A 25,432-nucleotide genomic window follows, 5' to 3' on the forward strand; every position below is an offset into this window, starting at 1 on the left:
CCATTCTAAGAGGTATTTTAACAAACTTTTCTACAAAATGCTGAAAAATAAAGCATTTTAGGAAAATATTTTAACAAAGGACAGTATTGAGTTTGAATTTGTGTTTGTATCAGTGGAATCTCGTATTTTTGCAATCTGTGGAATCGTTTTTAGAAAAGGATGAAAATATGAAATTAGCGGTTTTTACGGCTTGCCTTCCTGAGTATGATTTTGAAGAACAGTGTAAACTGCTCAGTCAAAATGGCTATGAGGGTATAGAACTTAGAGTAAGAGATTTAACGGCAGAGCAAAAAACAAAACCCTTTTCATTTTGGGGAAATCATAAGTGTGATATAGGTGTAAAGAATCTTACAGAGAAAGCCAAAGAGATAAGAAAGACCTGTAATAAATACAAACTGGAGATATGCTCTTTAGGCACCTATCTGAATGCTGATGATTTTGAAGGTATAGAGGAAGTGTGTAAGAATCTTCAAACACTTGGTACGACACAGTTTCGGGTGGGAGGCTCTACTGCTTCTTTTGGAGCGGAAAAAGATAACTACACTGATAAATATAATAGTTTAGTAAGAAATATGGCGAAAGTTGAAAAACTGGTGAAAAAATACAAGGCCAAAGCTTTAATAGAAACGCATATGTCGACTATTGTGCCTTCAGTCGGTCTTATGCACCGTGTTGTATCTCAGTTCGATCCGAAATATGTCGGGGTTATCTTGGACCCGGGAAACATGGTGTATGAGGGATATGAAAATATAGAAATACAATTGGACCTTCTTAAGGATTATCTGGTCCATGTGCATCTGAAAAACGGCAGATGGACTGTTAAGGAAGTGAAACTTGATGGTTCGGTTATATGGGAAGCAGGGTCGTGTGCTGTGTGGGAAGGCAGTGTAAATGTTAAAAAAACTATTATTGCTTTAAGAAAATTTGGTTATGATAAATGGCTTTCCATGGAGGATTTCACTTCAATGGAAACCAAAAAGAAAGTCGAACTGTTTGCTAAATATACAAGAAGCCAACTGTAGGAAGTACAGCAAACAAAGCAAATAAAGTAAGTGAAGCAGGGACAGTAAGTGCAGTAACAGAAGGGGAGTTGAGCAAAGGTATAAATATCTAACCAATAATCCTTTGCGAAATCCGCCTAGACGGAAATGGAGAGAAGAGAATATGGCAAAAAACAAATTTGAAAAAATAGGACTAACCTTCGATGACGTATTATTGGTTCCGGCAAAGTCGGAACTGTTGCATTCGGAAGTGGATGTTTCAACTTATCTTACAAAAAATATCAAACTCAACATTCCTCTGATTTCAGCCGCCATGGATACGGTGACGGAAGGCCGGCTTGCTATAGCTATTGCGCAGGAAGGCGGTATAGGGATAATTCATAAGAATCTCAGCTGGAAAGAACAGGCAGAACAGGTGGACCGGGTAAAAAGATTTATGAGCGGTATCATCACGCATCCGGTTACGCTTTCTCCGGACAGATCAATTAAAGAAGCTTCGGATATTATGAAGTTCAAGGGCATCTCCGGATTTCCTGTAACCCTGGACGGCACTGTCAACGGAAAACTTGTCGGTATTTTAACTAGAAGAGATTTGAAGTTCATTAAAAAAATGGAAGGCACGGTCGGCGATTATATGACGAAAAATAATCTTGTGACCGCGCAGGAAGGCGTTTCGCTGGTTAAAGCTCTGGAGATACTAAATAAAAATAAAGTTGAAAAGCTTCCCGTAGTAGACAAAACCGGGCATTTAAAGGGACTTGTTACAATAAGAGATATTGAAAAGCGTCTTGAATATCCGCACTCCTGTAAAGATGAGTTTGGCAGGCTCCGTGTCGGAGCTGCAATTGGTGTAGGCAAGGAAGCGGAAGAAAGAGCGGAAGCGCTGGTAAAAGCAGATGTGGATGTGCTGTCTATTGATTCGGCTCACGGGCATTCCAAAAATGTAATGGAAATGGTGAAAAAACTCAGGAAGAAATATCCCGGTATGGATATTATCGCAGGAAATGTTGCGACCGCGGAAGCGGCAAAAGACCTTTGCAAACTGGGGGTTGACGGAATAAAGGTTGGGATGGGTCCAGGTTCTATATGTACTACCAGAGTAATCGCCGGAATAGGCGTTCCTCAAATAACTGCGGTTTATGAATGCAGTGAGATTGCAAAAAAATACAAAGTTCCTGTAATAGCCGACGGCGGTATAAAGTATTCCGGAGATATTCCAAAAGCACTGGCAGCAGGAGCTTCAAGTGTTATGATCGGTAATCTTTTTGCAGGTACGGATGAAGCCCCGGGGGAAACGGTCTTCCTGGAAGGCCGGAGATTTAAAATGTATCACGGGATGGGTTCTCTTGCGGCTATGAAAAAAGGCAGTAAAGACAGATATTTTCAGGATAACGTGGAAAATCAAAAACTGGTTCCGGAAGGTGTTGAAGGCAGAGTTCCCTACAGGGGATCTATCTCCAATAGTGTTCTTCAATTGATCGGAGGATTAAGAAGCGGTATGGGCTACTGCGGTACCGGTTCGATCAAGGAGCTTCAGGCAAAAGCAAAATTCATCAGGATAACATCCGCAGGTTTGCAGGAAAATCACCCGCATAATATTACAATTACCAGCGAGCCGCCCAACTACTGGTTGTAAGGGAGAGGCCGCTCTTACGCGGAGGATACTGGTTTATCCCGTTAAGGGATTCACTGGTTGCCGCGCGAACAAAGGAGGAAACATAAGATGTTGAACAAAGAAGTGAAAACAGGTTTGATAAGTAAGTACAGGAAGCACGAGAAGGACACCGGCTCTTCAGAGGTTCAGGTGGCATTGCTCACCGGCAGGATAAATTATCTGACGGAGCATCTGAAGATCCACAAAAAAGACCACAGCAGCAGAAGGGGCCTTTTGATACTTGTGGGAAAAAGAAGAAGCCTTCTTGACTATATCAAGAGAACGGATTTCGAGAAGTACAAAAAAGTCATCGAGAGTTTAGAACTCCGCAAGTAATTTTTTAAAGTATAGGAAAGTATAAAAAATATTTCACGAGAGCTGATTAGGATTTAGTGCAGATCAGTGGAATCCAAAAGCTTTGTAATCTCTTCAAAAGATCCGCCCAATATTACTGGCGGATGTGGAATCTTTTTCAAATTAATATTCCTGATTGAAAAAATATAGGAAACACGGAAGTTACAAGTGAAAGCGCCATTGGGGCGTGAAGTAACTCCTGGAACAAATATGTTTTTGTGCAATGAGATGTTCAAAAACTAAGGACAGCAAAATGGAAATATCAGTAAAGAAGACGATAGCGGGCAGAGAGCTCACTATCACTACGGGTAAGATCGCCAAATTGGCGGAAGGTTCGTGTACCGTGAGGTATGGAGATACGTTGGTGCTTTCGACGGTATGTTCGTCGGATACGGTAAGGGAAGGGTTGGATTATTTTCCTCTTACGGTGGAGTACAGAGAAAGGTTTTACGCAGCAGGTAAAATTCCCGGCGGTTTCTTCAAAAGAGAAGGAAGACCCAGGGAGTTAGAAACGCTTAACGCCAGGATCACAGACAGATCCATGAGGCCTTTATTTCCCTCTAACCTGTTAAATGAAGTTCAGATTATAAATACCGTTCTTTCTTATGATACCGAGAACGAAGCCGATGTGCTCGCGCTTATCGGTTCATCCACAGCTACACTTAATGCGAACATTCCTTATCACGGACCCGTAGCTCCCGTCAAAATAGGCAAGATTGCCGGTAATATGGTTATTTTCCCTACGATGACCGACTTAAAGAGCAGCTCGATGGAACTCCTGGTTGTTTATATGAAAGCCGGTGTTATCATGATCGAGTGCGGCAGTAAAGAAGTGACCGAAGCAGAAGTGCTTGAAGCTGTCAAGTTCGGCAGAAAGACCGCGGATGAGATAATTGCGATGCAGGAAGAGATGGTGTCAAAAGTGGTAAAACCAAATAAAACTTTTACATACAGAACGGTAACCGCTGATCTGGAAAAGCAGGTTAAGGAATTAGCCGGTGAAAAACTTGCCTCCGTGGAAAAAAGCGGGGACAAAAAACAGAGAGCGGCAGCGGTTAAAAAAATAAGAGAAGAAGTGAAAGCAGCCCTTCTCTTAAAATTCCCTGAAGCAAAGAACGAGATCAACGGCTACCTGGATACTCTGGAGTCCGAAAATCTCCGCAAGGAAATACTCGGTAACAAAGTAAGGCCCGACGGCAGGGGCATGACGGATATCCGTCCTATCACCTGTGAAGTCGGATACCTTCCCCGCACCCATGGTTCGGCCATCTTTACAAGAGGTCAGACCCAGGCGCTTGTTGTTACCACGCTCGGTACCAAGGATGACATTCAGTATCTGGATGATCTTTCCGGTGAAGCAGAAAAGAAATACATGCTTCATTATAATTTTCCTCCGTTCGCGACCGGTGAAGCCAAACCAATCCGCGGTGTCGGAAGACGTGAAGTAGGTCACGGCGCGCTTGCCGAAAAAGCAATTGCCCCGGTGATCCCGAGCCAGGAAAAGTTCCCATATGTTATCAATCTGGTTTCCGATATTATCGAATCCAACGGTTCATCCTCCATGGCTTCCGTCTGCGGCGCAACTCTGTCGCTTATGGATGCCGGTGTACCGATAATCTCCCCGGTTGCGGGTATCTCCATCGGGCTCATTAAGGAAACAAACGGCTGGGTAACAATCACCGATATAGCGGGTATTGAAGATCATTTTGGCGATATGGATTTCAAAGTTGCCGGAACTGCAAAAGGTATCACTGCGATACAGCTCGACATGAAAGTCGAAGGTATCTCGGATGAGATAATAGAGAAGACCCTGAGCCAGGCGAAAGAAGCAAGAATGCTTATTCTTGATAAAATAACGGCCGCGATAAGTGCTCCGAGAGCAGAACTCTCCACTTTTGCGCCGAGAATTGTGACTATCAAGGTTCACCAGGACAAGATTAAGATAATCATCGGACCGTCCGGCAAGATGATCAAGAAGATCGTCGAAGAAACCGGAGCGAGTATAAATATTGATGATGACGGAACAGTGCATATTGCTTCCGCAGATAGCGCGGCGCTTGAAGCTGCGGTTAACAGGATTAAAGAGATAGCCAGAGAAGCTGAGATGGGCGCGACGTACACCGGCAAAGTAAAGAAAGTTGCCGAGTTCGGCGCGTTTGTTGAGATCTTCCCCGGTCAGGACGGTTTAGTTCATATTTCCGAACTCGATATTAACAGGGTGAAGAGAGTGGAAGACGTCTGCAGAGAAGGCGATACGATGACTGTTAAGGTTATTGGCATCGACGAAAAGACCGGCAAGATTAAACTTTCGAAAAAGGCCTTGATGACGGAACAAGGTAAATAAACGAAGTTAATGCATTCACAAAAAACATTTAAAAACGGCCTGACTGTGTTGTCTGAAGAGATGGCGCATGTCAGGTCGGTTTCTTTTGGTATCCTCGTAAAGTCGGGTTCTCGCTTTGAAACTCCGGGCTTGGAGGGGATTTCCCATTTTCTTGAACATATGTTGTTTAAAGGAAATGAGCAGCTCTCTGCTTTTCAGATCGCCGAAGGGTTTGATATGCTGGGCGCCTCAATTGATGCTTTTACAGCCAAAGAGTATACCTGCTTTTATGTCAAGATGGTGGATGATAAACTTCCCGAAGTGATGAAACTCCTCTCAGAAATGCTTTTAAAACCTGATTTCCTTGATAAAGAAATTATAAGAGAAAAAGGTGTTGTACTGGAAGAAATAAAAATGTATCTGGACACTCCCGATGAATTTACTTTTGATGCGTTTTTAAAAGGTATTTACGGCGGGCATTCTCTGGGTAAACCTATCCTGGGCTTTGAAAACACGGTTAACTCCTTTGATCAAAAAAATACTACGGCGTATTATCATAAATTCTTTGCCCCTCAAAATACAATTATGGCTGCCTCGGGGAATATTAAACAGGATGAATTTTACGCTTTGGTTGAAAAATATTTTTGCGGCTGGCAGAAAGGCGGATTTTTGCCTGAACTTGAACCTCCCGGTTTTGTATTTGAGGCCGAGAACATCGAAAGAAAACTTGAGCAGGTGCATATTTGTCTCGGGACCGAAGGACTTGCTTTTAAGCACGAGGACAGATATAAACTTCTGGTGATGAACGAGATTCTCGGCGGTTCTATGAGCTCCCACCTTTTTCAGGAAGTGAGAGAAAAAAGAGGTCTTTGCTATGCTATCAGTTCTTTGACCGAATCCCACACGGACAGCGGAGTATTTTTTGTCTATGCCGCCACAGATAAGGAAAAGCTTCCCGAACTTATAAAAGTAATAAGCGCCGAACTGGATAAAATAAAGTTGAATATCACAGATAAAGAACTGGAAAGAGTTAAGCAGCAGGTAAAGAGCGGCTATATTCTAAGTCTTGAAAGCTCCGTAAACAGAATGAGCCGGTTATTAAAACAGGAATACTACAACGACAAGTTCTTGGACCTGGACGGCATAATGGAAGAGATAGAAAAGGTCAAAAAAGAAGATTTGATGGGGTTTGCGGAAAAACTGTTTGTGAAACAACGGATGAAACTCCTTACAGTCGGTCCGTCATAACAGTTTATAAAGTTTGTAAGGTTTTTAATGTTTGTAAAGTCTAAAATCAATGAAGTATATAATAGTCGATAAAAGTAAAAAGTTGAGCGAAGTCTAAATATAAGACCATAATTCTTCGCGAAATCCACCTAGGCGGATGACCGAATAATGCAATTATTCTGTCATCCCGTACCAGGATACGGGATCCAGCGTCTGTGTTTTATAAAATACAAAACTCTTCATCAGCGAAAGTCACAGGGAAAGCGTTATTATTTCAGGTGTATTATATTAAAGCCCTATGCTAATATGTATAGAGAAGAATTAGAAAGATGGAGGCTATATGCTGTCAAATGAACAGGTTTTAGAGATTTTCAAAAAGTCAGGAGCTTTACTTGAAGGGCATTTTAAATTGACCAGCGGGCTGCATTCGGGACAGTACCTGGAGAAATTTCAGGTTTTGCAGTGGCCAAAGTATACCGAGATCCTTTGCAGAGATATTGCCGAGAGGTTTAAAAATGATAATATAAATGTTGTCGTGGGTCCGGTTACAGGCGGAGTTATACTGGCCTATGAGGTTGCGAAGTGCCTCGGGGTTAGAGGTATATTTACGGAAAGAGAAGAAGGTAAGATGACTTTAAGAAGGGGTTTTAAAATAAATCCCGGAGAAAAAGTGCTTATTGTTGAAGATATTATAACAACGGGCGGTTCCGTTATGGAAGTTATTGAAGCTTTGAAACCGTTTGGCGGAGAGATTACGGGTGTCGGACTTCTTGCCGATAGAAGTGGAGGCAAGATTGATTTTGGAGTAAGGAAAGAAGCTTTGTTGACCCTGAAAGTAGAGAACTATCAGTCGGAAAAATGTCCGCTTTGTCAGAAAGGTATTCCTTTGACAAAACGGGGAAGCAAGAAATAGTAAGTACAGCAAGGACAGGAAGTGAAGAAAGAGAAGGAAAAGAAGTAAGGGAAGTTGAGCAAAGGTATAGATATCCAACCATTAATCCTTTGCGAAATCCGCCTAGGCGGAAGAAGGAAGCGCAGCTGTAGAAAAACTGAGGTATTACAGTAAAAATATTATTATTTAACTTGCGCTAAAGATATACATGGTGTAAAATACTGATATATAATTACGAACAAGAGGTTATTTTGGCTAAAATACTGATTGCGGAAGATGAAGTAGATATTTCCTACATAATTGGTGAGGCCTTAAAGAAAAAAGGGCATACTGTTTCTTTTGCTTTTGATGGAGAAGAAACACTCAAAAAGGCAAAGCAGGAAAATCCTGATATGGTAATTCTGGATATAATGATGCCAAAGATGGATGGGTTTGCCGTACATCAGGAATTGAAAAAGGATCCTAAAACAAAAAAAATGTTTATCCTTGTTCAGACTGCGAAAGCTGATGCAAAAAATGTATTTTTAGCTGATAAAAATTACGAAGTTGACGGGTTTCTTGAAAAACCCTTTGACTTGACAAGATTTTTCAAAATGGTTGAAGATATCCTTGATGGTAAAAAATCCTAGATTGGTAAAACAATATTTTGCTGTTAATGTTTTAAAGAATTTAATAAAAAGGGAACGGAATAGTATTCTATTTTGTTCCCCTTTTACTTTGTCCCGGATTTGATAAAATCAGTAAAACCTCATAATGGAGGGTTCGTATGTTTCCTGAAGAGTTAAAATATACAAAGAGCCATGAATATGTTAAAGCAGAGGGAAACTCAGCTGTTTTTGGTGTCTCGCAGTACGCTGTGGATCAGGTTAAGGATATTGTATATGTAGAACTCCCAAAGATAGGGCAGGAGCTTAGAGCCGGTTCTCCTTTTGGTTCTCTTGAATCAGTTAAGGCAGTGTTTGAATTAATTGCGCCTGCTTCAGGTAAAGTAACTGCGGTAAACGAAGTGATAAACTCTTCTCCGGAAGCAGTATCAAAAAGCCCTTACGCTGAAGGTTGGATGGTAAAAGTAGAACTTTCAAACCCTGCTGAATTGGAAAAACTTATGAATAGCTCTGACTATCAAAAGTACATTGAATCTGAAGGTCATCATTAATGAATATTCCTTACCTGCCGCATACCGATGAAGATATAAGACGGATGCTGGAAGTGTCGGGTGTGTCTTCTCTTGAAAAACTGTTTTCGGATATTCCGGAAGCAATAAGATATAAAGGCCAAATAAAGCTTCCCAAAAAGGTGTCAGAATCAGAATTAAGAAAAGAGTTATCTCTGCTCTCGTTAAAAAATAAAAATGCAGACGAGTATGTGAATTTTCTTGGCGGCGGAATATATGATCATTATATTCCCTCTGTGGTAAAACATCTTGCCGGCAGGTCTGAGTTCTATACTTCCTATACCCCTTACCAGGCAGAGATCTCCCAGGGATTACTTCAGATTTATTTTGAATACCAGACTATGATCTGTGAACTTACAAAAATGGATGTCAGCAATGCTTCCATGTATGACGGAGCTACGGCTCTTGCGGAAGCGGCGCTAATGGCTTTTAACACAAATGGCAGGAAGAAAGTTTTAATTGCGGGTGCACTTTCTCCGGAAACGATAGAAGTGATAAGAACTTATACAAAAAATTCAGGGATAACCGTGGAAACGGTTCCTCTTTTTGACGGTGTTGCCGATCTTAATATCCTGAAAGAAATGTGTACGGAGGAAACTGCGTGCGTCCTTGTGCAGCAGCCGAATTTCTTCGGTTGTCTGGAAGATGTTTTCGAAATAGAAAAACTTACCCATGCCATAGGGGCTTTGTTTATTGTTTCTGTAGACCCGGTGTCTTTTGGTCTTGTCGTTCCTCCCGGAGATTACAACGCGGATATAGTCGTGGGAGAAGGACAGGGGTTGGGAAATGATATGAATTTTGGCGGACCACTGCTTGGCTTTTTTGCCGCTAAAAAAGAATTTGTCAGAAGATTGCCGGGCAGAATAATAGGTGAAACGACGGATAAAGGCGGGAAAAGGGCGTTTACACTGACGCTCCAGACCAGAGAACAGCATATCAGACGTGAAAAAGCCACTTCAAATATATGCTCCAACGAAGCGCTTTGTGCCACCTCGGCAACCATATACCTTGCGTGGATGGGCCGCGAAGGAATAAGGGAAGTAGCAAAAAGTTGTGCTTCAAATGCGCATTATGCAGCCGGTCTTATTACGAAAAATCCAAATTTTAGGCTGAAATTTTCTGCGCCTTTTTTTAAGGAATTTGTAATAGAAACTAACCAAAGCGCTGAAGCAGTTAATAAAGCCCTGCTTTTTAATAAGATATTAAATCTTCTGGATCTTGGTAAATATTATCCGGAGTTGAAAAACAACCTTTTAGTCTGTGTTACGGAAAAAAGGACAAAAGAAGAGATAGAACAGCTGGCAGAAGTCCTGAGCAGGGTTAAATAATGGAACTCATATTCGAAAAGACAAAAGATGGCCGTAAAGCGTACACTTTGCCTGAATGCGCAAAATGTCAAACCGGTATTCCGGAGAAGTACCTGCGCCGTAACCTGACAAATTTGCCGGAAGTATCGGAATTGCAGATTGTCCGGCATTATACAAACCTTTCAAAGAGGAATATCGGGGTGGACGGTAATTTCTATCCGCTTGGGTCCTGTACTATGAAATACAATCCCAAGGTAAATGAAGATATAGCCGCGCTGCCCGGTTTTGCGAAACTTCACCCGCTTCAAAGTGAAGAGGATGTTCAGGGCGCTTTGAAAGTAATGTATGAGCTCGAAGATATGTTAAAAGAAGTTTCCGGTATGGATGCGGTTACTTTGCAGCCGGCTGCCGGAGCGCACGGGGAATTTACGGGTCTTTTAATTGCCAGGGCTTACCATAACAGCAAAGGGAGAACTCCGACCAGGGTAATTGTGCCGGACACCTCGCACGGGACTAACCCGTCAAGCGCTCATATTGCGGGTTATCATGTTGTTACGGTCAGATCCAAAGACGGTAATATGGATATGGAAGATCTAAAAGCACACTTAAATGAAGACACGGCCGTATTTATGGTAACCAATCCGAATACGCTCGGATTATTTGAAAAGAATATTGAAGAGATAGCAAAGCTGGTCCATGCCTCCGGTGCTCTTATGTATATGGACGGGGCTAATTTTAACGCAATAATGGGAGTTACCCGTCCCGGAGATTTTGGGGTTGATATCATGCATTTTAATCTCCATAAGACTTTTGCGACCCCTCATGGCGGCGGCGGTCCGGGCTCAGGACCTGTGGGTGTTAAAGCTTTTTTAGCGGATTTCCTGCCGGTGCCTGTGGTCAGGAAGAACGGCGAAACATATTCTTTGGACAGTAATCTGCCAAAATCTATCGGCAAAGTTAAAGCTTTCTATGGGAATTTCGCGGTAATGCTCCGGGCTTATGCCTATCTCAGGATGATCGGCTGTGAAGGAATCCGTAAAGTAAGCGAGATGGCAGTACTAAACGCCAATTACATGAAAGAGCTTCTTAAAAAACATTATAACCTGCCGTATGACAGGATTTGCAAACATGAATTTGTACTTTCTATTAATACATTTAAAGAAAGCGGAATAAGAGCTCTGGATATTGCAAAGCGGCTTTTAGATTACGGGTATCATCCGCCGACAATTTACTTTCCGCTTATTGTGGATGAGGCCTTTATGATAGAGCCGACAGAAACGGAAGACAAAGAAACACTTGACCTTTTTGTAGAGACACTTATCAGGATAAAACAGGAAATACAGGAAACTCCTGAGACGGTAAAAAATGCACCCCTCGATACTCCCGTAAAGCGTCTTGATGAAGTTACTGCGGCAAGAAATCCTGTCTTGAAATATGAAAAAAAACGCTAAGTGGCGGTTAATTATTTCCGGCGCTCTTTCCGGGCCGGAAAATATGGCAATAGACGAAGCTCTTTTTAGTTTAAGTGAAAAATCGGGGTATGCCGGTACACTTCGAATATATTTTTGGGAACCCGCCTGTATTTCTCTCGGCTATTTTCAGGAAAAAGAAAATATCTTAAACATTGCCCTCTGCAAAGCCCGTGGAATAGATATAACCAGAAGAATTACCGGAGGCGGCGCTATTTACCATCATGGTGAGATTACTTATTCCATAACCACAACCCTGCCAAATCCTCTTGTCCCGTTAAATGTTGATGAATCTTACCGGCATTTGGAAGATTTTATAATTAACGGAATATGGAAATGCGGGGCTGAAGTAAATTATCGTGGAACGTCAAGACCGAGGGCAAAGGATTTTTACTGTTTTGCCAGGCCTTCTAAATATGATGTTGTGAAAAAAGGAAAAAAACTGGCAGGAAGCGCGCAAAGAAGAAGTAAAAATCTTTTTTTACAGCACGGGTCTATACTTTTAAATCTTGACGAGCTGGATGCAATGTTCTCTGTCCTAAAATTAGACTGCAATATTGAAAAAGCAAAGCAGGAGTTCAGAGGAAATGTAACCAGCCTGGATGAAATAACCGGAAAAAACCTTGAAAAGCATGAAGTCGCCATGCGTTTAACCGGTGAATTTGAAAAAACCTACGCTGTGACACTGACAGAAGATGAATTAACCCCTGATGAAACTAGAATGTCTAAAGAGCTTATAAAAAAGTACTCTCTAATATAGCTTCGTCTCCTGCCGTACTTTCGCCTCGGAGCCCTCCAGAGGCGGGTGAAGAACAAGATTTTGCGAAGGTTTATTGTTAAATATTTAGACTTCGCTCAACTCTCATTTAAGACTTTTTATAGTTCTTGCCGCGCATCTGAGCATCCGCACCTCCATGCCTCGTAAAACCCGTTTCGGGTTTTGCCTTGACAATTTCCGATATCTTGTTATAATTATGATATGGGAAATCAAAGGGTGTCAATGCTCAAAACTGTTCGATTTATACTCAGTTTACTTGTAGTATTAATGTTCTTTTCCTTAAAGCTATCCGCAGATGATCATTTTGGCTTTGGTTTCGGTCTCACGACTGATAATTACATTGTTTCTGATTACACTTTTACTGTCCCGGTACTGCATGTCTATTATGAATACCAGGTGAACAGTATTGCGGTTCTTACCTTAAGCTATATTGGCTTGAATGTTTATTTCCCTGTTCTGGCTCTTGAGGCCGGCTTGTTTGTTGATGTAGCTGAGGAGCTGGGTTTAAAAGGGAGTATAGGTTATTTTTCTGATGCTTCCTTTAATGGTCACATGGGTTTAATAGTTTCAGGCAGTATTATCGTTAATAAAAGTATAGAGTTTAAGTTTTTTGGTGTGCCTGTTGATATGTATAGTCAACCGCATTATTCTGTCAAAGACGGATTTTATGATGGTTCATTTATTAAAAATGAAAACGGCCTCTATGATATAAAAAGAGGCTATCTGGGGTTATTAATGTGCCTGAGATTCTAGTCTGCAGACATAAAAATGTTTACTTGAAGAAGTTTCTCGCGGTATTTTTAGTATTTGTTTTTATCTGTGCCGGGCTTTACTCTGAAGAACCTGCAAAAAAAGAGGTTAAAAAGGATTCGCAGGGGCTTGCGTATTCCAGGGACTCCGGTAACTTTAATATTTTAGGGCTGGGCGTGATCGGTCTTAGCTTTGTCGGGGCGAATAATAAAGAGAATAATGGCGGGACCGGTAATTTTCTTATGGCGGCAGGTGTGGTTTCTCTTATAGTTTCCGGTGTGCTTAATGGTTACGCAAATAAAGAGCTTGCAAAAACCGAAAAACAATTTGTTTCCTTTCCTTTGCCTAAGCTTGCAGAAAACCAGCCTGTTAAATCCGCTCAAATAAAATTAGAAGAGTATAAGGCGGTCAAAGCCGAACTTGCAAATATCAAAGGTATAGAAATACAAGAAGGCATAGAAGTGGAGAAGATTATTATCTCTGCTAACGCGCAATCTCTCGGGTTTTCCAGCAGGGAAGAAACCTACTTTAGCGAAGTGGGCAAAGAGAATCTTAAAGAGATCGCTGCTACTATAAAAAAAATAAATGAAAATAAAGTAGAGGTTGTAGGTTATACGGATGATCAGGGCGCAGAAGAACAAAATATCAGAATCTCTGAAGCAAGAGCGAGAAATGTTGTTGATTTCTATGTGCAAAAAGAAGGTCTGGCGGAAGAAAGGTTTGTGGCTAGGGGTGCGGGAAGTAAAAATCCTGCGGCAAATAACTCTGACCCGGAAAAGAGGTTGATGAATAACCGGGTTGAAACAATAATAGTCAGTAGTAATATTTCCAAAAGTGAAGAAATAAAAAAGGAAGTTGAAAAGTTGAATAAGATAGTAGGCGTGGGGGTAAAGAAAGAGGTGGTGGCTGTGGAATCCATTGTTACCGCAAGCGAGGAAGCTGTTTCTTTCCCGACTGACAGCTGGATATTGGAGCAAAAACACCGGCTTAGTCTTGACAGTATAGGAAAAATGATACTTTCTATCCTCTCTGACGGCAGTGAATGTACGGTCCGAGTAAAGGGACATACGGATAATGTAGGAACAGAAACATATAATAATGAGCTTTCAAAGAAAAGGGCCAATAGTGTTATTGACTATTTTACGATAGAAGCAAAAATAAAACCGGATATATTTGAAGGAATCGGCTGTGGTCCTCAATATCCCATTGCATCGAATGACACCGAGGAAGGAAAAGCAAAAAATAGAAGAGTAGAAGTGGTAATAATTAAGAATAGCAAGAACAGCAAAGACAGTAAATGAAGTAAAAAAAATAAGTTGAGCAAAGGTATGAATATCAAACAATAAATCCTTTGCGAAATCCGCCTAGGCGGAGGGAAGATATATAATGAGTAGATATTTATGCCTCGTATTAATATTTCTTGCCGGCTGTGCTACGGTTACCGAAAGGTCCGCGCAGCAGAAGCCGTCGTGGATAACGGGCGCGGAGAGTTCACCTGCCGGGAGTTATTTTGTCGGTATGAGCCCTGCGAAAAAGACCCTGGCGCTCGCCAGGAAAGAAGCAATAAATGATGCATTAGCGCGTGTGGCCCAGGGCATCGGGGTCAGGGTCAAAGCGCATAATCAGCTTATTATGAATTCACTATCGTCAGAGTTCAAAGCAGATATTGAAACGACCGCAAAAGGTAAAATAGAAAACACACATATTCAGGATATGTACTACGAAGAGGACAAGACTAAGGGAACTTTTCAGGCTTTTGTCCTTATGTATTATTCAAACAAAGAGATGGAGAAAGCAAGGAAGGATATTGCGGAAGAGAATGCTCTTCAGCTGTCAAGAGCTAAAGATACCTTTATTCAGGGTTTGACGCAGGAAAACAGCGGTAAGGCGGCTGAGTCGTTCCAGAGCTATTCTTTTGCTATGGAGATACTTGAAAAATCCGATGATACTGAAAAACTTCAGGAGAAAATACTTAACCAGGCTATAAATCTTTATCGCCGGTTGTCAATTATTAAAGTAAATGACCCTGTCGATGGAACTGTAAAGGAAGGTTTAAAACAACCTTTAAAAACAAGAGTAATGTTTGAAAATCCGGGAAAAAATATCCTGCCGGTATCAGGCTTTCCTGTAAATTACGGGTTTATAGAGGGGCGGGGGGAGATAGAAAGGCTTGTGTTTACCGATTCCACAGGTATTGCTTTAAGCAAGGTTTCGAGACTGGATACCATCAGAAAGGATAACTCTGTTGAGGCTTATCTCTCCTTTGGTTCGCTGATTCAAGTGAATGAATTCCTGTATTCCGACACCTTAAAACGTATCTCTCCTAAAAGAATAGAATTTGTTTTTGGTTCCAAAGGGCAAGAGGCTGATACCCGCGTAGAACTTCTGAATCTGGTGGTCCGGAATTTTCAGAACCTTACGGGAGATGAGAGCTTTGACTGGTTATCGGCGGGAATTACAGAAGTACTCTCAAATAAGTTCTCCAGAGTTAAAACAATAAAGATAAATTCGTTGAGCGCTTTAAAATCCTCAGGAGAACCGTATTTTACGATCGGGGGGAGTTATCAAAAAGAAGGCGGCAATCTGCGATTAATAGGTTTAGTGTCAGGAAGTAAATCCTCAGTTGCCGGTTCGGTTATGGTTACAGGCACTCCGGAGAAAATATTTGAACTTCAGGATGAACTTGCTTTAAAACTTTCCGGTGCGCTTAAAGTCCCGCTGGCAAAAAGCTCTAACGAGAAATCTACTTCTTCAGTCAATATAAAAGCCTACCGTAGTTTTTCCGAGGGACTCCGGGCTTTTCAATCGTGTGATTATGACAGCGCTATACTTGCGTATCAGGAAGCAATAAAGAATGATACTCTTTTCGGTGACGCCTATAATAACCTGGGACTTTCTTATTACAAGAAAAAAGAATCTGCAAAAGCAAAAGATATGTATGAAAAAGCGCTTACTGTTAATAACACTAATGAAAAGGCGAGGATAAACCTGGCTGTTCTGCATTACGGAGAGGGGGAATATGAGAAGTCGGCGTATGTGTTATCCCAATCCGGGGCAGAATCTCTGTATGCTTATGAGGTAAATCTTCTCCTTGGAGCTGCGTACGAAAAAGAAGGCCTGCTTGATAAGGCCGCAGCCTCGTATCAGAAAGCTGCCGAGATGAATACTTCATCCGCTGATGCATGTGTCGGTCTCGGTTCTGTTTATCTGAAAAATAATGAACTTGAAAAAGCTCTTTCCCGGGATCAAAGATCCTCCAAGGCGTATAATTACCTCGGTATTGTTTACGATAGAATGAAAGAACAGTCTAAGGCTATCTATTATTTTAGGGCCGCTATAAGTCTCGAACAATACAACGGCACTCTCTGGAGTAATCTTGGAAGAGCTTACGCTCATAATAATGAAGTTGAACCGGCTTTAAACGCCCACCTGAAAGCAGTGGAACTTTCTCCCGACAATACCGAAGTATTCTACAATATCGCCTGCTTTTATTCCGGAATAAAAGAAAAAGATAAAGCCATTCAGTCCCTCCAAAAAGCCGTCGAGCTTGGTTTTAAAGATAAAACCCTCATCGAAAACGACGAAAGTTTCAAGAACCTGATAGAAGACCCCCGATTTAAAAAACTCCTTGGACAATTTGAGGTGAAGTAAAACTCCGATAATTCTGTTTCTATCTGTTCATATTGTGACATATATCTTTTAGACTGAAATCTTACTGTTTTTGAAAATTCTTTTGTGGTAAAATATTAAAGTAATAGTGTATTGGGTGAAAAAAAAGATACAGGAAAGTTTTAAAAGAAATTATTAAATAAGAAGGACACTGCCCTCCAAAAAGATTGGCGGGTAGAAAAAGATTCCGGCTTCCTCCTGCGCTGAAGCTTCGGCGGACAGGCTGAGGCTGGAATGACAAAACAAAAAATCACTACATCTCGCAATAGGGACGGGATGACAAGGGGGAAGGTGAATGAAGAAAGAGATAATTGTTGAATTAAACAAGACATTTGAAGGGTCTGCATTTTTTCAGGATGGGGTTGAATATTGGATGGCAAGGGATTTGCAGGTATTACTTGAGTATTCTGAATGGCGTAATTTTGTGGTTGTCATAGAGAAAGCAAAGGAAGCTTGCTATAATTCGAAGCAGAAAATCGCTGACCATTTTGTTGACGTCAACAAAATGGTCAAGCTTGGATCTGATTCTGAGCGTGGAATAGAAGATATAATGCTTACACGATATGCGTGTTATCTTATAGCGCAAAACGGAGATCCGAGGAAAGAAAAAATAGCGTTTGCTCAGAGCTATTTTGCTATTCAGACGAGAAAACAGGAACTTCTTGAAGAGCGGATTGCTTTAAATGAAAGGATAAGTGCCAGGGAGAAATTAGCCGGAACGGAACACGACCTTTCTGGTGTTGCTTATGAAAGAGGGGTCGACGGACAGGGCTTTGCCCGTCTTAGAAGTAAAGGCGACCAGGCATTATTTGGCGGTTATAATACTTTGCAAATGAAAAAGAAACTGGGGATACCTGAAAAAAGGCCTTTAGCTGATTTCTTGCCGACAATCACAATCAAAGCAAAAGACCTTGCCGCCGAGATAACAAGTTTTAATACAAAAAAGAATAATCTTCAGGGTGAAACGGCTATTTCCGGAGAACATGTAAAAAACAACAGAGATGTCAGGCAGCTGCTTGGGAAAAGCGGGATAAAGCCGGAAGAACTTCCGCCGGAAGCAGATATTCAAAAATTGGAAAGGCGTATTAAATCAGAAAACAAAGGAATAGTTGGAAAACCAAAAAAGCTTAACAACAGAAAAGAAAAATAAATGAAAAATCCGATTTCTTGAGTTTTTTCACGATAACTCTGATCGGGTTATCCACCTCTGCGTCCTTTCCTGAAATTCTTAATCAGTAAAGTTTTCCTTTAGATATTCTTTACTCTTGACAAATCCCTCTGTTTGTACTATAATACTAGTACAAATGATAGCGAAAGATTATAAGAACATAAATATCTCGATAAAGCTTGGTTTTGGCAGTGCTCCTGTCTATCAGCAAATAGTAGAGAAAATTATTAGCCAGGTCGTTGCCGGCGAACTTACCTCAAGCGACAGGTTACCTCCGGTCAGAGAGCTGGCTAAAATATTAAATATCAATCCAAATACGGTGGCAAAAGCTTATAAAGAACTGGCTGAAAGAGGAGTGATTGTGAGCAATAAGGGAGGTGGAAGTGTTTTTGCGGAGCCTCCTACAAAAAAAATGAGCAAAGAATCTGTAGATAACAAAACAAAAGACATTTGTGAAAGCGTTATAAGAGAAGCAGCTGAAAGTAATATAGATTTAAACACAATAATAGAAAAATTAAGATCAATTAAGGAGGGTAAGTGATATGGCTAAAATGAAACTGAGGGAAAAGATCAGAAAAGGATGGGAGCTTTTTAAAGTGAGCTGGAAGATACTGCGTGAGAATAAAAAGTTGATTGTTTTTCCGCTTTTGACAGCAGGGGCTTTTATTCTGTTTGTTGCCGGAGTTGCTCCTTTGTTGTACAGTATTTATTCCAATCATTTACTTAAGCCGCTTGTCGGTACTCAGGTTTCGTCACATATTTCAATATTTCAGTTCTTTCAAAGCATAGGTTGGAAGAATTTTTCTATGTTATTCCTTTTGTCTCTGGGGATTTCTTGGCTGTCTATTTACATCAATGCTACTTTTTTATCCTGCGTTATTGATATTTTGAGAGAGAATAAAACAAGTATTTCTGCTTCATTTAAGAAAACTTGGGCGTTAAAGGGCAAAATATTCCAGTGGGCTATTGTCAGTTCAATTGTCCTTACCGTACTTATGACCATTGAAGCCTACGCGGAAAAACTTCCGTTTATTGGCAGATGGATAGGAAGGGCTATAAGCTTTCTCGGCGGTTTGGCCTGGGCTATCGGAACATATTTTGTTATTCCGGTGCTTGTTAATGAAGACATTGGTATAATTGATTCTGTTAAAAGATCAGCTGAGCTCATTAAAAGAACATGGGGAGAAACAACAAGCGGATATATAATTTTCGAGATTGTTAAGGATGTTTTTGTTTGTCTGCCGGCCTTTCTCATGCTTGCCGCCACAGTAATTTATTTCGTGATATCATTCACTGCTTCATTATCCTCAAATGGAGTATCCAGCTTTATTCCAAATAAAATAATTTCAATAATAATATTTATGCTTCCAATTGCATGGGCAATTGCTGCGGGTTTAGTTTATACAGTCCTGAATAAAATATTTAACGGAGCAATATATATCTATGCTTCAGAGGGCGTAGTGCCGGAAGGTTTTAATAAGGAACTGCTGGATAGTTCTTGGCAGGTAAAATAAATTTAGATTAAATGGAGAATAAAATGAAAATGATAAGGTGGTTTTTGATTGTTATTGGAATAATTGTATTATGTGCAGGTTATTATATCCAAAAAGTTGTTACTCCTAATAAAATTCGTGAAAGCGAGAAATTAGTTAGTGAATCTAAAAAAGACCTAGAAAGAATCAGTGCTTTAATAAACAATGAGAAAAATGCAGATAAAAAACTTTCAAGAGAAAACCCAAAGCAAAGCATAACTACGATACAGGCTGATTCAGGTTTATCTAAAATGTTAGTTTTTAAGGCGTCTTATGAAAAACAAATTAAAGATAAAATTAATAATATCGCTATGAAAAGTTTCGGCTCAAAAAAAGCAAGTGTTACCCTTGCGGCAGATATTGCAGCCGGTTTAAAGGAAGAACAATTTAGTGTTTCTTACATTACTCTCAACATTATGGTTGATGAAAAAGTCAGCGATAAACTTATCTCTGATTTTAAACAGGCTGTGGAAAAAGAGATTGGCTTTCAAGATAATAAAAAACGTGTGACTATCACAAAAATACCGATGTCTTTTCCCGTAAAATATTAAATCTGCTTAAACTCCCTTATAAAATAGAGGTGTTTAAGCTGTCATGTTCTCCGAAAGTCTTGATTATTACAGGCTTTTCTGCTAAAATAAGGTACATTAAATCAGCCGCGTTTGAGCGGGCTTTTTCTTTTTTTTAGGGGGAACATTGGCTAAGAAGAAACAGAATAAACCAAAACGGATAGCAAAGAAAACAAATAAAGAGACTCCAAAAGAGGCTCAGGCAGAATTATTGGAAGAAGGGAAAGCTCCGAATAAGCATGCTCCGGTTCAGCAGGGCCTTCCGGATATCAAAGAAAAGATAGTACCTATATACATTGAAGAAGAAATAAAAGCATCCTATATTTCTTACGCCATGAGTGTTATAGTGGGGAGAGCTTTACCCGATGTCCGTGACGGACTAAAGCCCGTACAGCGCAGAATTCTTCATGCTATGAACGAGATGGGTCTGCACCATAACAAACCTTACAGAAAATCCGCAAAGATCGTCGGTGAAGTTCTCGGTAACTATCATCCTCACGGAGATACTGCGGTTTATGAGACGATGGTCAGAATTGCGCAGGACTTTACTTTAAGATATCCCCTCTTAGACGGCCAGGGTAACTTCGGTAGTGTTGACGGAGATCCCGCGGCCGCCATGCGTTACACTGAAATCCGTCTTGCAGCCATTTCGGAAGAGATGCTTGCCGATATCGAAAAAAATACGGTTGATTTTATTCCGAATTATGACCAGTCCCGCGAAGAGCCTGTCGTACTTCCCGCAAAAATTCCTAACTTATTGATAAACGGCTGCGCCGGTATCGCTGTGGGTATGGCTACGAATATTCCTCCTCATAATCTCGGAGAAGTTATTGACGGTGCGGTTATGATAATAGATAATCCCGAGACTACGGTAGAAAAACTTATGACGGCGGTCAAAGGCCCTGACTTTCCGACCGGCGGTTTTATCTTAGGCCGGGACGGTATTAAGAGTGCCTATACGACCGGAAGGGGTTCGATAACTATTCAAGCCAAGACCAGAATAGAGACGGATAAAAAAGGCAAAGAAAAAATAATTGTTTATGAAATTCCCTTTCAGGTCAATAAATCAACCCTTATAGAAAACATTGCCAACCTTGTACGTGACAAAAAGATTGAAGGAATTTCCGATGTAAGAGATGAGTCCGACAAAGACGGTATGCGTATCGTTATTGAGATCAAACGTGAAGAAAACTCCCAGATAATATTAAATAACCTTATTAAGCATACAGCCATGAAGACCTCTTTTGGTGTAATTATGCTTGCTCTGGTGGACCAGCAGCCTCAAATACTTAATCTGAAAGGCGTATTGGTACAGTTCATAGAATACAGAAAAGTAGTGGTTGTTAGAAGGACTAAGTTCGAACTCGATAAAGCAGAGAAAAGGCAGCATATTCTTGAAGGGTTGATGATTGCGCTCAAGGAATTGAATGCTATTGTAAGGACTATCAGAGACAGTAAAGATACTGAAACAGCCAGGAATGCGCTGATTAAGAACTTCCGTTTATCCTTAATACAAGCCCAGGCGATACTTGATATGCGGCTTCATCAGATCACAAACATAGAAAGAAATAAAATTGAAGACGAATATAAAGAACTAACGAAGACCATAAACAGGTTAAAAGATATTCTTGCCGATCCACAGAAGGTTATGGATCTGATAAAGGAAGAGCTTCTCGCGATAAAAGTAAAATATAATAATCCGAGAAGGTCTGAGATTATAGGCAAGTTCGAAGATATTAATGTCGAGGATCTGATAAAGGAAGAAGATGTTGTCGTAACCCTTTCTCATGCCGGCTATATAAAAAGAATTCCGGTAACCAGTTACAAGGCGCAAAAGCGCGGGGGTAAAGGTATTACGGGTATGGAGACCAAAGAGGAGGATTTTGTCGAAGATTTGTTTGTAACAACAACCAAGGACTTCCTCATGTTCTTTACCAATCGCGGTAAGTGTTACTGGCTTAAAGTTTACGAAATACCGGAGGCCGGCAGATATTCTAAAGGCAAAGCGATAATTAATCTTATAAAAATAGAGGGTCAGGAGACGGTAACTGCGGCTCTTTCCACTAAGGAATTTAAGAAAGATGTATTCCTTCACATGGCTACCAGGCAGGGTATGATAAAGAAAACAATGATGAGTGAATTTGGAAATCCTAGATCCGCGGGGATTATTGCGCTTCGTCTTCGTGACGGGGATGAACTCATCGGCGTAAAGGTAGCAAGCAAAAATCAGGACATAATTCTTGCTACACAAAACGGTTTTGCCATCCGGTTTAAAGAAGAGGATGTAAGGGAAATCGGGAGAGCCGGTATAGGTGTTAAAGGTATAAAACTCGGTAAAGTTGATATTGTGGTCGGAATGGAAGTGGTGACAGAAAAAGCAGATCTCCTTACGGTTACGGAGAATGGTTATGGGAAACGTACGAAGCTCAATCAGTACAGGGCTCAGGGCCGGGGAGGGAAAGGATTAACTAACCTTAAAGCTAATCCCAAGACGGGGAAGGTTGTCGGTATTCGTGAAGTAAACGATGATGATGAAGTTATGGTGATTACCGCTTCCGGTCAAGTGATCCGTACAAAAGTAAAAGCTATAAGGACTACCGGACGCTCTACTTCAGGTGTCAGACTTATAAAATTAGAGGCAACCGATAAAGTTGCCAACGTTGCAAAGTTGGCGGCAAAAGATGATGACGAGGCTTCAGCTCAGGGAGAACTGAAATGAAAAAAATACTTGCATTGATGTTCATATCTGCAGTCTTTGTTATGGCAGGTGAAAGAGGTGATGCTTTTGCAAAGGGGCATGAAGCTGAAACTAGCGAAGATGCGATAAAGTGGTATAAAAAAGCCTTGTCGCTTTGCGGGGAAACTGAAAAAATACCAAAAGCCTGGGCCTGCAATAATATCGGTTTTGTCTATGTGAAAGAAAGCAAATGGGACGCCGCCCTCGAATGGCTTGAAAAAGCCGTGAAAGAAGATGAAAATAATCATACTGCCTGGAACAATCTGGGTATTACGTATGAAAATATCGGATTTATTATTAAGAAGAAATTCTTAAAGAGCAAAACTGCGAAAGATGTAACTGCTGAAGCAGTAAAAGATCCGGAGACAGAATACCTTCAAAAGGCCCTCAATGCCTATCAAAAATGCGTAAAATTAAAATCAGATGAAGAGAAATACAAGATCAATAAGTTCCGAGTGGAGTCGCTCCTGCAGGTGAAATAGTGAGCGGTACGCTGTATATAGTCGGTACACCGATAGGCAACCTGGAAGATATCACCTTCCGTGCAGTAAGGATTTTAAAAGAAGTTGACCTCATAGCCGCAGAAGATACCAGAACAACCGGAATACTTCTTAAGCATTATAATATCGAAAAGCCGCTTACAAGTTATTACGAGCATAATAAACTTTCAAAAGGGAATTATCTTGTAACACAGCTTCTTGCCGGTAAAAATATAGCAGTAGTTTCTGATGCCGGCACACCTTGTATTTCTGATGCGGGTTCAGCGCTTGTAGACGAAGCTTCGAAAAACGGCATAAAGGTTGTAGCTGTGCCCGGTCCTTCTGCTGTGGTTTCGGCGCTTTCCGTATCAGGACTGCAGGCAGACAGGTACATTTTTCTGGGCTTTCTTAAGAAAAAACCGTCTAAAAGAAGAAAAGAGCTTGAAGCTTGTAAGCATGAGGATAAAGTTATTGTCTTTTATGAATCTCCTCACAGGATAGTTAAAGCCCTCGAAGATGTAAGAACCGTGATGGGTGAAGTTTTCGTCTGCGTTAACCGGGAACTTACTAAAAAATTTGAAGAGACCGTTCGCGGGTCGTCCACGGAAGTCATCAATTATTTTACAGCAAAGAAAATATTGGGCGAATTTTGTGTTGTGGTAAAACCCTTTGAGCAGAATAAAACCGGGATTGAAGAAAATGAAGGAAATGACGAATGCGAATAGCTAAGTTTATAATTGCTCTTTTTCTGATTCCTGTTAATATTTTCCTTACTCTTGGTTTTATAAAAAACTTTTCCTATTTTAAGGAAATTCAGCATGGGGAAGTCGTTTTTCTTTCGGGTTTTATTGCTTATCTTCTTCTTCATTTTATACTTTACCGGCCTGTATTTATGCATGTTATGGCGCATGAGCTGACACATGCTTTCTGGGCCGCGCTTTTTGGAGGCAAGGTGAAAGCTCTTAATGTATCACATGAGGGCGGCAGCGTTACCATGGATAAATCAAATTTCTTTGTGGTTCTTGCTCCATATTTTTTTCCATTTTATACGGTGATAGCTGTTCTTATCTATGCAATTGTTGATCAAAAATACATTGATTTTATTGTCTTTTTGATAGGGCTCTCCTACAGCTTTCACCTGGCGCTGACTTTATATTCTTTGAAGCAAAAACAGACGGATCTTAAAGAATCGGGAGTTGTTTTTTCCTTTATGATTATCTTTCTTTTTAACTTATTGATTCTTGCGGGAATTATTGCGTTGATCTCCAAACAGTTTAATTTTCTTAATTTTTTAAATGAATCCTGGAAATTTGTAGAGACCATGGTAAGATGAAAAAAGGGCAAAGCTGGTAAAAGCAGGCAGTATAATCAAAACTGACTTTTCCCACAAGGAGTAAGCATGCCGGAATTACCTGATTTAGAAGTGTTTGCGGAGAACCTCACTAAATATACGGCGGGGAAAAAGATAAAGAAAGTGGAGGTTTTCAAAGATAAGCCGATAATGCCCTTAAAGCGGCTGGAATTCATTGCTTTTGCCGAGCGGAAAATAATAAAGTCGGTGAAACGCTTTGGTAAACAGCTGTTGTTTACCTTTGATGACGGAAAAACGTTACTCCTTCATCTGATGCTTCATGGAGAGTTATATTATATTAATGAGGGCGAAAAAATTCCGGAATATGCGGTAGCGGCATTTCATTTCTTTGATAAAAAAATACTGGTTTTTAAGGATCACACCCAATGGCTAAAACTACGCCTCCATACGGAAGGCGAGCATGCCGTTGATCCTATCTCCAAAGCCTTTACTTCCGGTTTTTTCAAAGCACTCTTATCTGAAAAAGCAAAAACCACTTTAAAGGAAATACTTGTAGATCAGGAAAAAGTGACGGGTATTGGGAGTTCATATGCTGATGAGATTTGTTTTAATGCCAAAATAAGACCGCAGCGCCTTGCGGGGGAGTTGGATGACAAAGAACAAAAGGTGCTTTATAATGCAGTTATTACTACTCTAAAAGATGCCGTGAAAAAAATAAAAAAAGGTATGAACGGGAATATTACAGGAGAGTATACGGTGCATTTTGCCGTGCACGGGAAGAAAAAAGGTTTTTGTCCGCTTGGACACAAGCTGACAACCCTTAAAATAGGCGGCAGGGGAAGCGAATATTGCCCGAAATGCCAAAAATAAAACAATTACTAAGATCAAAGCACTAAGCACTAAAAAGGAAGATATTTAATATTAGCACAACGATTTTGTTTAGGATTTAGTAATTCAGACTGTGTCGCAATTAAATTACTAACATGATATAATATGGCATATTCACTCCAAAGGAGCAAGCCATGTATCGCACTGGT

Annotated in this window: 23 protein-coding genes; all 23 read left to right on the top strand. The window is 40.7% G+C overall.

Annotated elements, in window-relative coordinates; genetic code table 11:
* The first annotated feature begins 167 nt into the window (after window positions 1-167).
* Complete coding sequence (locus tag A2536_05075; GenBank protein OGF46260.1) at window positions 168-1,022, top strand: hypothetical protein; 855 nt, start codon at window positions 168-170, stop codon at window positions 1,020-1,022.
* A 142-nt stretch (window positions 1,023-1,164) separates the two neighbouring features.
* Window positions 1,165-2,637 (top strand): IMP dehydrogenase, encoded by a 1,473-nt coding sequence (locus tag A2536_05080; GenBank protein ID OGF46261.1) that lies wholly within the window; start codon window positions 1,165-1,167, stop codon window positions 2,635-2,637.
* An 87-nt stretch (window positions 2,638-2,724) separates the two neighbouring features.
* Window positions 2,725-2,991, top strand: a complete 267-nt coding sequence (locus tag A2536_05085; protein ID OGF46262.1) for a 30S ribosomal protein S15 — start codon at window positions 2,725-2,727, stop codon at window positions 2,989-2,991.
* Window positions 2,992-3,262: 271 nt separating this feature from the next.
* The gene (locus A2536_05090) at window positions 3,263-5,353 is read left to right on the top strand and encodes a polyribonucleotide nucleotidyltransferase (protein OGF46263.1); all 2,091 of its coding nucleotides are present in this window, start codon (window positions 3,263-3,265) and stop codon (window positions 5,351-5,353) included.
* A gap of 9 nt (window positions 5,354-5,362) precedes the next feature.
* Window positions 5,363-6,580, top strand: coding sequence for a hypothetical protein (locus A2536_05095; GenBank protein ID OGF46264.1), 1,218 nt, complete (start codon window positions 5,363-5,365; stop codon window positions 6,578-6,580).
* A gap of 319 nt (window positions 6,581-6,899) precedes the next feature.
* Window positions 6,900-7,472 carry an orotate phosphoribosyltransferase gene (locus A2536_05100; protein OGF46265.1) on the top strand — a complete coding sequence of 191 codons (573 nt, stop codon included), beginning with the start codon at window positions 6,900-6,902 and terminating at the stop codon, window positions 7,470-7,472.
* Between the two features lie 230 nt (window positions 7,473-7,702).
* Window positions 7,703-8,080, top strand: a complete 378-nt coding sequence (locus A2536_05105; GenBank protein OGF46266.1) for a hypothetical protein — start codon at window positions 7,703-7,705, stop codon at window positions 8,078-8,080.
* A 137-nt stretch (window positions 8,081-8,217) separates the two neighbouring features.
* A complete protein-coding gene (locus A2536_05110; protein OGF46267.1) occupies window positions 8,218-8,607 on the top strand; it encodes a glycine cleavage system protein H in 390 nt (129 codons plus the stop codon).
* Window positions 8,607-9,953: a glycine dehydrogenase (aminomethyl-transferring) gene (locus A2536_05115; GenBank protein OGF46268.1), complete on the top strand. Its 1,347-nt coding sequence runs from the start codon at window positions 8,607-8,609 to the stop codon at window positions 9,951-9,953. The genes A2536_05110 and A2536_05115 overlap by 1 nt, the downstream gene beginning before the upstream one ends.
* Entirely contained in the window at window positions 9,953-11,383 is a 1,431-nt protein-coding gene (locus A2536_05120) for a glycine dehydrogenase (aminomethyl-transferring) (protein ID OGF46269.1), read from the top strand. The genes A2536_05115 and A2536_05120 overlap by 1 nt, the downstream gene beginning before the upstream one ends.
* A complete protein-coding gene (locus A2536_05125; GenBank protein OGF46270.1) occupies window positions 11,367-12,161 on the top strand; it encodes a hypothetical protein in 795 nt (264 codons plus the stop codon). Before A2536_05120 ends, A2536_05125 begins: the two co-directional genes overlap by 17 nt.
* A gap of 240 nt (window positions 12,162-12,401) precedes the next feature.
* Window positions 12,402-12,932 carry a hypothetical protein gene (locus A2536_05130; protein OGF46271.1) on the top strand — a complete coding sequence of 177 codons (531 nt, stop codon included), beginning with the start codon at window positions 12,402-12,404 and terminating at the stop codon, window positions 12,930-12,932.
* Window positions 12,917-14,230: a hypothetical protein gene (locus tag A2536_05135; protein OGF46272.1), complete on the top strand. Its 1,314-nt coding sequence runs from the start codon at window positions 12,917-12,919 to the stop codon at window positions 14,228-14,230. The genes A2536_05130 and A2536_05135 overlap by 16 nt, the downstream gene beginning before the upstream one ends.
* 85 nt (window positions 14,231-14,315) lie before the next feature.
* Window positions 14,316-16,580 carry a hypothetical protein gene (locus tag A2536_05140; protein OGF46273.1) on the top strand — a complete coding sequence of 755 codons (2,265 nt, stop codon included), beginning with the start codon at window positions 14,316-14,318 and terminating at the stop codon, window positions 16,578-16,580.
* A 313-nt stretch (window positions 16,581-16,893) separates the two neighbouring features.
* Window positions 16,894-17,748 (top strand): DNA damage-inducible protein D, encoded by an 855-nt coding sequence (locus A2536_05145; protein OGF46274.1) that lies wholly within the window; start codon window positions 16,894-16,896, stop codon window positions 17,746-17,748.
* A gap of 154 nt (window positions 17,749-17,902) precedes the next feature.
* Window positions 17,903-18,307, top strand: a complete 405-nt coding sequence (locus A2536_05150) for a hypothetical protein (protein OGF46275.1) — start codon at window positions 17,903-17,905, stop codon at window positions 18,305-18,307.
* Between the two features lies 1 nt (window position 18,308).
* Window positions 18,309-19,280, top strand: a complete 972-nt coding sequence (locus A2536_05155; GenBank protein ID OGF46276.1) for a hypothetical protein — start codon at window positions 18,309-18,311, stop codon at window positions 19,278-19,280.
* A 23-nt stretch (window positions 19,281-19,303) separates the two neighbouring features.
* The gene (locus A2536_05160) at window positions 19,304-19,849 is read left to right on the top strand and encodes a hypothetical protein (GenBank protein ID OGF46277.1); all 546 of its coding nucleotides are present in this window, start codon (window positions 19,304-19,306) and stop codon (window positions 19,847-19,849) included.
* Between the two features lie 286 nt (window positions 19,850-20,135).
* Window positions 20,136-22,586, top strand: coding sequence for a DNA gyrase subunit A (locus A2536_05165; GenBank protein OGF46282.1), 2,451 nt, complete (start codon window positions 20,136-20,138; stop codon window positions 22,584-22,586).
* On the top strand, window positions 22,583-23,086 hold the full coding sequence (locus A2536_05170) for a hypothetical protein (GenBank protein OGF46278.1): 504 nt from the start codon (window positions 22,583-22,585) through the stop codon (window positions 23,084-23,086). Before A2536_05165 ends, A2536_05170 begins: the two co-directional genes overlap by 4 nt.
* Window positions 23,086-23,808, top strand: coding sequence for a 16S rRNA (cytidine(1402)-2'-O)-methyltransferase (locus tag A2536_05175; protein ID OGF46279.1), 723 nt, complete (start codon window positions 23,086-23,088; stop codon window positions 23,806-23,808). The genes A2536_05170 and A2536_05175 overlap by 1 nt, the downstream gene beginning before the upstream one ends.
* A complete protein-coding gene (locus A2536_05180; GenBank protein ID OGF46280.1) occupies window positions 23,799-24,416 on the top strand; it encodes a hypothetical protein in 618 nt (205 codons plus the stop codon). Before A2536_05175 ends, A2536_05180 begins: the two co-directional genes overlap by 10 nt.
* Before the next feature lie 66 nt (window positions 24,417-24,482).
* Complete coding sequence (locus A2536_05185) at window positions 24,483-25,265, top strand: hypothetical protein (GenBank protein OGF46281.1); 783 nt, start codon at window positions 24,483-24,485, stop codon at window positions 25,263-25,265.
* The last annotated feature ends 167 nt before the right edge of the window (window positions 25,266-25,432 follow it).

Source organism: Candidatus Firestonebacteria bacterium RIFOXYD2_FULL_39_29 (assembly GCA_001778375.1).
In the GTDB taxonomy this organism is placed as follows: Bacteria; Oederibacteriota; D2-FULL-39-29; order D2-FULL-39-29; family D2-FULL-39-29; genus D2-FULL-39-29.

Excerpts from the sequence above, each read along its gene's own strand:
- A2536_05075 (OGF46260.1), top strand. The coding sequence starts at position 168 with ATGAAATTAGCGGTTTTTACGGCTTGCCTTCCTGAGTATGATTTTGAA.
- A2536_05110 (OGF46267.1), top strand. The coding sequence starts at position 8,218 with ATGTTTCCTGAAGAGTTAAAATATACAAAGAGCCATGAATATGTTAAA.
- A2536_05130 (OGF46271.1), top strand. The coding sequence starts at position 12,402 with ATGCTCAAAACTGTTCGATTTATACTCAGTTTACTTGTAGTATTAATG.
- A2536_05085 (OGF46262.1), top strand. The coding sequence starts at position 2,725 with ATGTTGAACAAAGAAGTGAAAACAGGTTTGATAAGTAAGTACAGGAAG.
- A2536_05160 (OGF46277.1), top strand. The coding sequence starts at position 19,304 with ATGAAAATGATAAGGTGGTTTTTGATTGTTATTGGAATAATTGTATTA.
- A2536_05140 (OGF46273.1), top strand. The coding sequence starts at position 14,316 with ATGAGTAGATATTTATGCCTCGTATTAATATTTCTTGCCGGCTGTGCT.
- A2536_05185 (OGF46281.1), top strand. The coding sequence starts at position 24,483 with ATGCCGGAATTACCTGATTTAGAAGTGTTTGCGGAGAACCTCACTAAA.
- A2536_05145 (OGF46274.1), top strand. The coding sequence starts at position 16,894 with ATGAAGAAAGAGATAATTGTTGAATTAAACAAGACATTTGAAGGGTCT.
- A2536_05150 (OGF46275.1), top strand. The coding sequence starts at position 17,903 with ATGATAGCGAAAGATTATAAGAACATAAATATCTCGATAAAGCTTGGT.
- A2536_05100 (OGF46265.1), top strand. The coding sequence starts at position 6,900 with ATGCTGTCAAATGAACAGGTTTTAGAGATTTTCAAAAAGTCAGGAGCT.
- A2536_05170 (OGF46278.1), top strand. The coding sequence starts at position 22,583 with ATGAAAAAAATACTTGCATTGATGTTCATATCTGCAGTCTTTGTTATG.
- A2536_05125 (OGF46270.1), top strand. The coding sequence starts at position 11,367 with ATGAAAAAAAACGCTAAGTGGCGGTTAATTATTTCCGGCGCTCTTTCC.
- A2536_05115 (OGF46268.1), top strand. The coding sequence starts at position 8,607 with ATGAATATTCCTTACCTGCCGCATACCGATGAAGATATAAGACGGATG.
- A2536_05180 (OGF46280.1), top strand. The coding sequence starts at position 23,799 with ATGCGAATAGCTAAGTTTATAATTGCTCTTTTTCTGATTCCTGTTAAT.
- A2536_05095 (OGF46264.1), top strand. The coding sequence starts at position 5,363 with ATGCATTCACAAAAAACATTTAAAAACGGCCTGACTGTGTTGTCTGAA.
- A2536_05090 (OGF46263.1), top strand. The coding sequence starts at position 3,263 with ATGGAAATATCAGTAAAGAAGACGATAGCGGGCAGAGAGCTCACTATC.
- A2536_05155 (OGF46276.1), top strand. The coding sequence starts at position 18,309 with ATGGCTAAAATGAAACTGAGGGAAAAGATCAGAAAAGGATGGGAGCTT.
- A2536_05080 (OGF46261.1), top strand. The coding sequence starts at position 1,165 with ATGGCAAAAAACAAATTTGAAAAAATAGGACTAACCTTCGATGACGTA.
- A2536_05120 (OGF46269.1), top strand. The coding sequence starts at position 9,953 with ATGGAACTCATATTCGAAAAGACAAAAGATGGCCGTAAAGCGTACACT.